This is a genomic window from Stenotrophomonas sp. GD04024 (genome assembly GCF_029837545.1).
GTDB lineage: Bacteria > Pseudomonadota > Gammaproteobacteria > Xanthomonadales > Xanthomonadaceae > Stenotrophomonas > Stenotrophomonas forensis.
On sequence record NZ_JAOEDV010000014.1, the window covers coordinates 77,185 to 87,924 of the forward strand.

General features: G+C 67.8%; 13 protein-coding genes. 7 read left to right on the top strand and 6 right to left on the bottom strand.

Features of this window, described 5'->3' with window-relative positions:
- Positions 1–188: 188 nt before the first annotated feature.
- The 3 genes from N7590_RS07050 to gspH are packed head-to-tail and all read right to left on the bottom strand — an operon-like array spanning position 189 to position 1,605.
- Positions 189–803 (bottom strand): prepilin-type N-terminal cleavage/methylation domain-containing protein, encoded by a 615-nt coding sequence (locus N7590_RS07050; RefSeq protein WP_164241157.1) that lies wholly within the window; start codon positions 801–803, stop codon positions 189–191.
- Positions 800–1,162 carry a type II secretion system minor pseudopilin GspI gene (gspI, locus tag N7590_RS07055; RefSeq protein WP_053449914.1) on the bottom strand — a complete coding sequence of 121 codons (363 nt, stop codon included), beginning with the start codon at positions 1,160–1,162 and terminating at the stop codon, positions 800–802. Before gspI ends, N7590_RS07050 begins: the two co-directional genes overlap by 4 nt.
- Positions 1,159–1,605, bottom strand: a complete 447-nt coding sequence (gspH, locus tag N7590_RS07060; protein WP_345781929.1) for a type II secretion system minor pseudopilin GspH — start codon at positions 1,603–1,605, stop codon at positions 1,159–1,161. Before gspH ends, gspI begins: the two co-directional genes overlap by 4 nt.
- A 115-nt stretch (positions 1,606–1,720) precedes the next feature.
- Between gspH and N7590_RS07065 the strand changes: the two genes are divergently transcribed.
- Positions 1,721–2,182, top strand: coding sequence for a general secretion pathway protein (locus tag N7590_RS07065; protein WP_053451321.1), 462 nt, complete (start codon positions 1,721–1,723; stop codon positions 2,180–2,182).
- A gap of 34 nt (positions 2,183–2,216) precedes the next feature.
- Here N7590_RS07065 and N7590_RS07070 read toward each other — a convergent pair whose 3' ends face one another.
- Positions 2,217–2,552, bottom strand: coding sequence for a hypothetical protein (locus N7590_RS07070; RefSeq protein ID WP_279935268.1), 336 nt, complete (start codon positions 2,550–2,552; stop codon positions 2,217–2,219).
- Positions 2,553–2,753: 201 nt separating this feature from the next.
- On the opposite strand from N7590_RS07070, the gene N7590_RS07075 reads away from it, so the two are divergent.
- The 6 genes from N7590_RS07075 (at position 2,754) to N7590_RS07100 (ending at position 9,532) form a co-directional block, all read left to right on the top strand.
- Positions 2,754–4,367, top strand: a complete 1,614-nt coding sequence (locus N7590_RS07075; protein ID WP_279935269.1) for a ShlB/FhaC/HecB family hemolysin secretion/activation protein — start codon at positions 2,754–2,756, stop codon at positions 4,365–4,367.
- Between the two features lie 38 nt (positions 4,368–4,405).
- Positions 4,406–6,190, top strand: a complete 1,785-nt coding sequence (locus N7590_RS07080; RefSeq protein WP_164241154.1) for a MotA/TolQ/ExbB proton channel family protein — start codon at positions 4,406–4,408, stop codon at positions 6,188–6,190.
- 10 nt (positions 6,191–6,200) lie between these two features.
- Positions 6,201–6,614, top strand: coding sequence for a biopolymer transporter ExbD (locus N7590_RS07085; RefSeq protein WP_005409874.1), 414 nt, complete (start codon positions 6,201–6,203; stop codon positions 6,612–6,614).
- A 39-nt stretch (positions 6,615–6,653) separates the two neighbouring features.
- A complete protein-coding gene (locus N7590_RS07090) occupies positions 6,654–7,316 on the top strand; it encodes a cell envelope integrity protein TolA (RefSeq protein ID WP_279935271.1) in 663 nt (220 codons plus the stop codon).
- Between the two features lie 42 nt (positions 7,317–7,358).
- Entirely contained in the window at positions 7,359–9,104 is a 1,746-nt protein-coding gene (locus N7590_RS07095; protein WP_164242988.1) for a putative porin, read from the top strand.
- A 98-nt stretch (positions 9,105–9,202) separates the two neighbouring features.
- Positions 9,203–9,532 (top strand): hypothetical protein, encoded by a 330-nt coding sequence (locus N7590_RS07100; RefSeq protein WP_164086353.1) that lies wholly within the window; start codon positions 9,203–9,205, stop codon positions 9,530–9,532.
- 62 nt (positions 9,533–9,594) lie between these two features.
- Here N7590_RS07100 and N7590_RS07105 read toward each other — a convergent pair whose 3' ends face one another.
- Together N7590_RS07105 and N7590_RS07110 are read right to left on the bottom strand one after the other, a co-directional pair.
- Positions 9,595–9,993, bottom strand: a complete 399-nt coding sequence (locus tag N7590_RS07105) for an OsmC family protein (protein ID WP_164242987.1) — start codon at positions 9,991–9,993, stop codon at positions 9,595–9,597.
- Between the two features lie 61 nt (positions 9,994–10,054).
- A partial coding sequence (locus tag N7590_RS07110; RefSeq protein ID WP_279935273.1) for an isochorismatase family protein occupies positions 10,055–10,740 on the bottom strand: 686 nt, incomplete at its 5' end.

Consider the following 10,740-nt stretch of genomic DNA (forward strand, 5'->3'; position numbering starts at 1 on the left):
ACGGAGGGCAGGGAGCGGCCATCAGCGGTGAGGACCACCGACACGGCGCCGCCGGGTGCAGGAGTGCGCCCGGCGGCAGAAGGGCAGCGCATCGTTGCCCGCCAGTAGATCCACGCCATGCGTGGATGCCTCGCCCTGTTCGCCAGTAGATCCACGCCATGCGTGGATGACTTTCCTCCCAAGGCGCACTAGAACCCCACCACCCGCCGATAGCTCAACGCACCGCGCCCGTCGCGCAGCTCCAGCCGCAGCTCCAGGCCGGTGGCCGGCAGCACATCGCCTTCGCCCGGCAACAACGCCCAGCCCGCTCCGGGCTGCCACGCGCGCAGTTCGAAGCGCTGCACGGCGCGTGCGACCACAATGCCCTTCGACGGCTCGGGGGCAGGCAGCGGGTAACGATCAGTGGCAGCGCCACTGGCCCGCCACAACGTATCCCCCTGCCGCCACCAGCGCACGCGCTGCCAGCGCAGCCCGTCGCTGCCCACGCTGCGGGTGATCTCCAGCGCGAAACTCCCGTCCGGGTGGCGCTCACTGGTCAGCGAGGGCGGCAGCAACCGCTGCGGCTGATCCGCCGGACGCACCGCGCCATTCATCAGCGCATCATCGGCACGCATCTCGACATCGCGTTGGAACTGCTGCAGCGCGCGCAATGCATGGGTGGTCTCCGCATCGGCCTGGCGCAGGCGCTGGCCGCTGCTGGCCACACTGTCGATGGCCCGCCAGCAGATCAGTGCCAGCACGCCCATGATGGTGATCGCGATCATCACTTCAATCAGGGTGAAGCCGTGCACCGGGCGCTTCACGGCGTGGCTGTCCAGGGCAGCTGCATCCGTGCCAGCGACTGCCGCGGCGACTGTTCGGCCACCACGCTCAGTTCCAGCTGCGGCTGCCCATCCGCCCCGGTGCCCAGATGCTGCAGCACCAGGAACCGGCTGCGCCCCTGCAGGCAGCGCTGGCGTGCCTCCTGCGGTACCTGTCCGGCCAGGCGCAGTTCCTGCCAGCGATCCTGCGCACACATCAGGGCCAGCCGACGGTCGCGCAGGCGCGACTGATCATCGGTGGCGACCGCGACCGATCGCATCACCGCGGCCAGGGCAATCGACACGATCGCCAGTGCGATCAGCACTTCGATCAGGGTGAATCCGCGCGTGTTCCGTTTCACTGCACGACCTGCAACTGTCCGCTGCCATCATCACGAAGACGCAGCTGGCGACCGTCCAGCGACAGCCGCACTTCCCAGGCAACGCCGATCCACTCCGGGCTCAATTGGATGGCGGTGGCTGGCTGCACCGAAATGCCGGCGGCCTGCCACGTCTGCGGCCGCAGCAGGTCGTCGCGCTCCATGTCCACCCAGCGGCTGCCTTCGCGGCGGCTGAAATGGTAACCGTCGGCGTCGGCCTGCCAGCGCACGGTGTTGCCATCGATGCGGGCCTCGTCGCGCGCGACCTGCAGGCGTTGTGCCAGCCGCTCGGCCTCCTGCCGCAACTGCCGCGCGGGGTCGAGCAGGCTGCCCAGGCCCAGGCCGATGCCGGCCGTGCAGATGCCGATGATCACCAGCACCACCATCAGTTCCAGCAGGGTGAAACCACGCGGAATGTGCAGCATCGACATTGCCTCCGGTCCTTGCCGATGCCTGCCAGCGTATGCGCGGATGATGAAACAAAAGCGTCAGCGGTAGCTGCTAGCGTAGGCGTACACGAACGTGGCGATGGTGCAGGACATGGACAGGCGCTGGGATCGCAATCGGCTGTTGACCGTGCTGGCAGCGACGCTGCTGCTGGCCGTGGTGGCCTACTGGACGGTGACCCTGTCTGCGGTGGCGCCCGCGGCGGTGGCCAGCGAAGCGCCTGCCGAGGCCGCTGTGCGGCCGGTGTTCGCGGCGGCGGCCAGCCTGCCGCTGGTGCGGCTGCTTTCGCCCGGCGCCGTCCAGACCGAAGTGGTGGTGCTGGGGGTGATGGCCGGCGAGCATTCGCCGCTGGCCTTGCTCTCGGTCGATGGCCGTCCTGCAGAAGCGTACGCACCGGGCCAGCGGCTGGGACCCTGCACGGTACTGGCCAGCATCAGTGCCAGCACGGTGGAACTGAACCAGGCCGGGCAGTCGCGCAGCCTGCCGGTGCCGGAGCTGCCACCGGTGCCGACGGATGGCATCGTGCCGGCCGCTGCGCAGCGTGGCGCCCCGTAGCGCCGAGCTCACGCTTGGCTGCAGATGCACGGGTTCAGCGCGCCGGACGCTGCGGCACCACCGAACGACCAAAGGCATCGCCCATGCGCTGCCGCGTGCCTTCCAGGTTGTACTGCATCAGCTGGTTGCCAGGCTGCCGCATCAGGCGCTCGGCATCGGGCAGCGTCGGTGACTTCGCCGGTTTCGGCGCCGGTGCCAGCTTGCGTTGCAGGCAGTCCCAGGCAGGGATGCGCTCGCCGTTGACCTGCACTTCGATGCATGGTGCGGCATCGTCCTGCTGCTTCGCTTCCCCGGCATGGAGCGCTGGCACCACCAGCAGCAGTGCCAGGGCGAGGGCAGGGTGCAGGCCCGCCTTCAATGAACTGCTCATCTCGAATCTCCTGCGGCAACCGGTGTTCTTCAGCGAAGACGTATGGCGAACGCAGTGTCCGCCCGCGAGGGTTGCGGCGCTGTCAAAAGATGACAGGGCTGTCACAAAACTGTTGGCGGCTTTGACGCGACGTGCACGTCCTGTTGGTAGATCCACGCGCCGCTCCATGGCCATTCCCTTCGATACGACGCGATGCCTTCGATGACTCCTGTTCCGTCCCGAGCCGTCCGCCTTCCGCTGCGCCTGCATCCGTTGGTGCTGGCGCTGGCCATGATGCCGATGCCGCTGTTCGCGCAGCAGGCGCCCGCGCCCAGCGTGAACATCAACGAATACATCGTGCGCGGCAACACCGTGCTCGATCCGCGCCAGATCGAACGTGCGGTGGAGCCGTTCCTCGGCCCGGGCAAGACCCTGGCCGATGTCGAGAAGGCGCGTGATGCGGTCAATGCGCTGTACCAGCAGGCCGGTTACCAGTCGGTCTACGTTGAACTGCCGGAACAGCAGGTCAGTGGCGGCGTGGTACTGCTGAAGGTGGAGCAGACGCCGATCGGCCAGCTGCGCGTGGTCGGCACGAAGCACGAGTCGCCCGAACGCATCCGCGAGCGCGTGCCGGCGCTGGCCGAAGGCAAGGTGCCCGATTTCGAGCAGGCGCAGAAGGAACTGACCGCGCTCAACGAAGGCGGGCGCCGGCAGGTGATGCCACTTGTGCGCGAAGGCCAGGTGCCCGGCACCATGGACGTGGACCTGCAGGTTGAAGAGAAGTCGCCGTGGCGCGTCAGCGCGGCACTGAACAACGATCGCAGCGCCGATACCGAGAAGCTGCGCCTGAGCACCGCGCTGGCCTACGACAACCTGTGGCAGCGCGGGCACAGCGTCAACGTCGGCGTGTACCTGGCGCCGCAGGACACCCAGCAGGCCAAGGTGTTCTCGGCGTCGTACATGATGCCGTTCGAAGGCACGCCCTGGAGCCTGGAAGCCTCCGGCTACAAGTCCGACAGCCGGGTGCTCAATGCCGGCGCGCAGGTCGGCACCGGGTCAGGCACCAACGTGATCGGCAATGGCCATTCGATCGGGCTCAAGCTCAACTATCGCCTGGCCGGCAGCCGCCAGTGGTGGCGCCAGCTCAGCCTCGGTGTGGACTTCAAGGACACCGAGGAAGACACGCAGATGGAAAAGGGCAGCCTGAAGACGCCGTTGAAGTATGCGCCGATCACCCTCGCGTTCGTGGGCGTGCGCCAGGGCGAGCAGGACCAGTTGAGCATCAATACCCAGCTGGTGGCCGGCACCCGCCGCCTGCTGGGCTACGGCAGCGATGCCACTGCATTCGGGCAGAAGCGATTCTGGGCCGATCCGAGTTTCGTGGCCTTCAAGGCCGACGTGGCCAACACCCATACCTTCGGCAGCGACTGGCAGTGGTATGCGCGCGGCTCGCTGCAGGTGACCGACGCGCCGCTGGTGTCGGCCGAGCAGTTCGCCGCCGGCGGCATGTACACCGTGCGTGGCTATCTGTCGGCCGAAGCGATCGGCGACTACGGCGGCCTGGCCAGCCTGGAATGGCGCACGCCGGCGTGGTCGCTGTGGAGCGGCACCGACCTGCGCGTCTACAGCTTCGCCGACGCGGCCTACCTGCGCCTGCGCCAGCCGCTGCCCGATCAGCGTGACAAGTACAACCTGGCCTCGGTCGGCCTGGGCGCGCAGCTGCGCCTGGGCGAACACCTGCAGCTGCGCCTGGACTACGCCTGGCCCTACGCCGACGGCCCGGTCACGCGCAAGGACGACCCGCGCCTGCATTTCAACATCAGCACCAGTTACTGACCCTTCCCTTGAACATGCGTTCTCCGGAGACCCTTCGCATGGACCGTTTGCTTTCCCGAGTGTTGTTGCTGCTGGCCGCGCTGGTTGCGCTGCCTGCCGCTGCGGCCGATGCCAATTGGTGGCAGGCCGAATGGAAGTACCGCAAGCCGATCACCGTCGACGCCGGCCCGCAGGGCGCGGGCCTGGCCGGTGACCCGGGCCGCACACCGCTGCTGCTGCGCCTGCATACCGGCAACTTCGGCTTCGATGGCACCCAGGATGCGGGCAGCGACCTGCGTTTCGTCTCGGGCGATGGCCGCACCGTGCTGGCCCACCAGATCGAACAGTTCGATCCCAAGCTCGGCCTGGCACTGGTCTGGGTCGACGTGCCGGCGGTGAGTGCCGCCGCGCCGCAGACGATCTGGATGTACTACGGCAACGACAAGGCCCCGGCCAGCGGCAATGGCCAGCAGGTGTTCGACCCGGACTACACGCTGGTCTACCACTTCGCCGAAGCCAATGCCCCGGCCCGCGACACCACCGCCTATGGCAACAATGCCGGGGCCGTGGTGCCGACGTCGGAAGGCTCGGTGATCGGCCGTGGCGTGCAGCTCGGCGGCGGTCCGCTGCCGCTGCCGGCCAGCGCCTCGCTGGCGCAGCAGGCGGGCGCGCCATTGACCGTTTCCGCGTGGATCAAGCCGGGCAGCAACAGTGCCGCGCAGGCGATCTATGCCCGTCGCGACGGTGCGGCCGAGCTGGTGCTCGGCATCGAGAATCGCGTGCCGTTCGTGCAGCTCAACGGCCAGCGCAGCACGCCTGCGCAGCCGATTCCGGAAGGGCAGTGGGCGCATGTCGCGCTGACCGCAGAGAAGGGGGCGCTGCAGCTGTATCTCAATGGGCGCGTGGTCGCCCAGCTCAGTGGCGATCTGCCGGCCCTGAACACCGCCGCCGTGGTGGGCGCCGATGCTGCGGGTGCGGCGCAGCCGCTGGCCAACTTCGAAGGTGCGCTGGATGAGCTGCGCATCTCGCGGGTGGCGCGCCCGGCGGCGCTGCTGCTGGCCGATGCCACCGCGCAGGGCGCCGATTCGCGCCTGATCAGCTACGGTGCCGACGAGCAGTCGGCCGGGCAGAGCCACTTCGGTTTCATCCTCAAGGCGATGCCGTTCGACGCCTGGGTGGTGGTGGCCATCCTTGGCCTGATGATGCTGCTGTCGTGGGCGATCATGATCGCCAAGAGCCGCCACTTTGGCCGCACCAGCAAGGCCAATGCCGTGTTCACCGAGAGCTTCGGCAAGCTGTCCGGCGTGCCGCTGCGCACCCTGTCCGACATGGACCGCCAGGGCAAGGCGCCGACCGCGATGCACGAGGGTTCGCTGTGGCGCATCTACCAGGTCGCCATCGATGAAATGCAGCAGCGCCACCAGCGTGATGGCAACAGCGGCTACCTCAGCGCGGCCACCATCGCCGCCATCCGCGCCTCGATGGATGCGGTGATGGTGCGCGAGCAGGAAGGCATGGCGCGGCGCATGAACTGGCTGTCCACCACCATTGAAGGCGCGCCCTATGTGGGCCTGTTCGGCACCGTGATCGGCATCATGCTGGTGTTCGTGGTGGCGGCGATGGCCGGCGCGGTGGACATCAACTCGGTGGCGCCGGGCATGGCCGCCGCGCTGTTGTGTACGGCCGCTGGTCTCGGCGTCGCGATCCCGGCCCTGTTCGGCTACAACTACCTGGGTGCACGCGCCGAGGCGATCGGCGCGGACATGGCGGTGTTCATCGACGAGTTCGCCGCGCGCCTGGCCGAAGAGCAGGACGGGCGCGGCCCGGCCGCGGTCCAGGGCTGAGGGGCGCGCCATGGGCCAGAAGGCGAAGTTCGGCATCAAGAAGCGCGAGAAGGGCATCAACGTGACGCCCTTCGTCGACGTGCTGCTGGTGGTGCTGGTGATCTTCATCCTGACCAGCAACGCCTCCATCCCCGGCATCGAGGTCAACCTGCCGAAGGCCAGCAACAGCGTGGCGCTGGAGAAGCCGAAAACCAAGGCAATCACCATCGACCCCAGTGGCCAGGTGTTCCTCGATGCCTACCCGGTGACGATGGCTGAACTGGAAGACCGCCTGCGCACCGAGCGCGCGACCACGCCGGACTTCCCGGTGATCGTGCGCGGCGATGCGCAGGTGCAGTACGCGCGCGTGGTAGAGGTGCTGGACCTGCTGCGGCGGCTGGAGCTGGCCCAGGTCGGGCTGGTCACCGGCAAGGCACAGGGCTGAGGCATGACGGCCCATCAACCCCCTCGACCGGAGCCCGGCATGCGCGGCCGCTCGTTGCTGGTGACCGTCGCGCTGGTGCTGGCCGCGCTGTTGGTGCTCGGCATCGCGGTGCGGTGGTTGCTGTTCAAGGACACCGCCAGTACCCGCAGGCCGGTGGTGCAGCCGCCGATGCTGGCGCTGCCGCCGCCTCCGCCACCGCCCCCGCCACCGCCGGAAAAGCCGCCTGAGCCGGAAACGCCGGAAGAGACGGTACCCGAGCCGGAGCCGCTGGATCAGCCGACCCCGGCGGAAGAACCGACGCCGACCCCGGACAACGCCGACCCGGTAACGATGAATGCCGACGCACAGGCCGGCGGTGACAACTTCGGTATCCAGTCCGGCACAGGCGGCGGCACCTCCGGCGTCGGCCGCGGCGGTGCCGGCAACGCCACCTATGGGCGCTACCTCGGCTATCTGATGCAGCAGGCGATCGCGCGCGACGACAAGGTCAAGCGCCTGGCGTTCCAGCTGCAGGTGAATGTGTGGCTGGCCGCCGATGGCCGCCTGGAGAAGGTCGAGCTGGTGCGCGGCAGTGGCAACGAGGAGGCCGATGCGGCCGTAGTCGATGCGCTGCGTCGCATCGGCAAGGTCGACCAGGCACCGCCGCCGTCGCTCGATTTCCCCGCCCGCGTCCTGATCCAGGGCCGCCGGCCCGGGGCCTGATTCCCGACTTCCGTGATTTCCACTCTTCCGATGAGAACCGTGATGAACGACCACGTCCGCGCACGAACCGACTCCCGCCGCCCGCGGCCGGCCCGACGGGCGCTGCTGTGCTGCGCCGTGCTGCTCAGCCTGGCGGCCCCGGCCGGTGCGATGGCCGCAGAAACCACCATGGTCAAGCTGATCAAGGGCCTGATCGCCAGCGGCGCGCTGAAACCCGAAGACGGCCAGGCGCTGCTGGTGCAGGCCGAAGCCGAAGCGGCCGCCGCCCAACGCACCGCCGCCAGCGGTAGTTCGGCTGCCAGCGGCGGCGTGGCCCTGGAAGCCGGCGACGTGCGCGTGCCTTACGTGCCGCAGAGCGTGCGCGACGGCATCCGTGACGAAGTGCGCCAGGATGTGATGGCGCAAGCGAAATCGGAAGGCTGGGCGGCGCCGAACGAAGTGGCCGAATGGACCAAGCGCATCAAGGTCACCGGTGACATGCGCGTGCGCAGCGAATCGCGCTTCTATTCTGAGCGCAACAGCGACATCGTGAGCAACTGGCCGGCGATCAATTCCGGCAATGGCTTCGATACCAACACCAACACCAACCTGCAGCTGCCGCCGCTGTTGAACAGCCGCCAGGACCGCCGCAACCTGTGGCGCATCCGTGCCCGCCTGGGCATCGAAGCGACCATCGGCCAGCACACCACCGCCGGCGTGCGCCTGGCCAGCGGCAGCAGTAATGGCCCGGTGTCGACCACCGAACAGCTGGGCGGCGGCCTGAGCAAGAAGGATGTGTGGCTGGACCAGGCCTGGCTGGCCTACAGCCCGGCGGACTGGGTGACGGTGCGCGGTGGCCGCTTCGGCAATCCGTTCTGGACCAGCGATACGCTGTTCTCCAACGACCTGAACTTCGACGGCCTGGCCGCCAACCTGAAGTACGACTTCGACGGCGGTGACCTCGACCTGTTCGGCAACCTGGCGGTGGTGCCGCTGGAGTACACCTCCGACAGCTCGCCCAGCCAGAGCCGGGTCAAGACCCCGAACGAGAACAAGTGGCTGTCCGGTGCGCAGGTGGGCATGAACTGGCGCTTCAACGATGACAACGCGCTGCGCGCGGCGCTGGGCTACTACGACTTCAAGAACATCAGTGGCCGCCTGTCTTCGCCGTGCGCACTGTATGCAGGTGCGGTGGGCTGCGATACCGACTGGTCGCGCCCGGCCTTCATGCAGAAGGGCAACACCCTGATGCTGATCCGCGACATCGCGCGCAATCCGCTGGACCCGGCCAACACGCCCACGCCGCAGTACGTCGGCCTGGCCTCGGCGTTCCGCCTGGCCACGCTGAACCTGCGCTGGGATACGCAGCTGGCGCAGGGCATCGGCCTGCGCCTGGACGGTGACTACATCCGCAACCTGGCCTACGACAAGCAGGCGATGTTCAGCCGTGCCAACAATGGCATCGTCAACAACTACGACGCGGGCGGCACCGCCAGCATCAACACCTTCCGCAGCGGCGATACCGCGTGGATGGTGCAGGCCAGCTTCGGTGCCACCGAGCTGAGGGAGAAGGGCCAGTGGCAGGCACTGCTGGGCTACAAGCACATCGAGGCCGATGCGCTGCCGGATGCCTACAACGACCCCAACTTCCACCTGGGCGGCACCAATGCCCGCGGCTACTACGTGGGCGGTGCCTACGCGCTGGATGCGCGCAGCTGGATCAGCGGCAAGTGGATGGCGGCCAAGGAAGTGTCCGGTGCGCCGCTGTCGATCGACGTGTTCCAGCTGGAGTTCAATACCGGCTTCTAGCCGGATCGCGTGATGCAGATCACGGCGGGCGTGGCGGGGGCGCAGCGATGCGCCCGTCTAAGGAAAGGAGACCACGCGTTGCACGAAAGGAGGAGTGGATGAGCCGTCGCAAGCTGTTTGAAAGTCCTGAACCGTCCAGCCAGTTGCTGGGCATCGGGCCTGCCTATGTATCGGTGGAAGGGCTGCGCCAGCATCTGGCGGAGTTCCTGCTGTATGCCGGCCGGCCGGTGGTGATCATGCGCGGGCGCAGCGAAGTGGGCTACTTCCTGCCGGCGCGCTGCTGGCGCCAGCGCGATGACGATCCGCTGGCGGCGGCGGCTGCCGACCAGCTGCTGGATGCGGCCGGTTTCCAGGCCGAGGACATCCAGCAGGTGGAGCAGGAGTTCAACGCCATGCGCCAGCGCACCGTGCTGCATTCACGGCGCTGAGCTGTCGGTGGAGCCGGGCCATGCTCGGCTCTACAGTAGATCCACGCCATGCGCGGATGGGGTTAAGCCGCAGCCCCGCGCTCACTGGTGATGCGTGCACCCTCGCGCATCACCAGGGTCACCGGGGTCTTCTCCACTACCTCCAGCAAGCGCTGCCACTGTGCATCGCTCAGCTCCGCGCTGGCATGCAGGACGCGGTGCACGTGGAAGCGTCCATCCCCGTCACGCTCGGAGCGTAGTTCGGCATGGAACTCACCCAGTTCCCAGCCCTTGCGCTGCGCGTACATGCGCAGGGTGATGGCGGTGCAGGCCGCCAGCGAGGCCAGGTACAGGTCTAACGGGGCGAAGCCCTTGCCCTGGCCGCCAAGCGTTGCGGGCTCGTCCGCATCCACATCGAAGCTGCCATTGCTGATGTGGTGCAGGTAGTTGTCGCCGGTCGAAACAATGCGTGCGTAGGCCATGCGGATCTCCTCTGTAGCGTCGGGCCATGCCCGACGCGTTGGACTCTACCGTCTTGCGCGCTCAGCTGCGCTGCGAATCCAGCGGCTCGTGGCTTTTCTGCACGTCCTGCGCCTTCAGGTAACTCTCGATCAGCAGCTGGTAGTTCGGGAAGATCCTGGTGTAGACCTCCGCCCACTGCTGTGCATCGTCGCGGTTCCAGCTGCGCTGGATCTCCGAGGCAACCGCGGCGGTGTCCATCGGCACCACGCCGGTCTGCACCACGCGCGCCAGGGTGATCTCCTCGGCCATCTTCGAATAGGTGCCCGAGGCATCGATCACCGCGAACACCTGGTAGCCGTCGGCGACGGCGGCGATCGACGGGAACGCCATGCACACGCTAGTGATGGTGCCGGCGATGATCAGCTGTTTGCGGCCAGTGGCCTTCACTGCGGCAACGAATTCGGGATTGTCCCAGGCGTTGATCTCACCCTTGCGCGCCACGTACTGCGCATGCGGCGCGGCGTCGTGGATCTCCGGGATCAGCGGGCCATTCGGGCCCTGCGGCACCGAGGCGGTGGTGATCACCGGCATCCGGGCCAGCGTGGCCATCTTCGCCAGTGCAGTGGCGTGGGCGCGCACGGTGCTGAACGGCATGTCTGCGATGGTCTGGAACAGGCCGCTCTGGTGGTCGATCAGCAGCATCGCGGCGTTGTCCGGATCGATCACCGGGCGTGCGCCGTTGAAGTTGGCGGGGGTACTCATGGTCA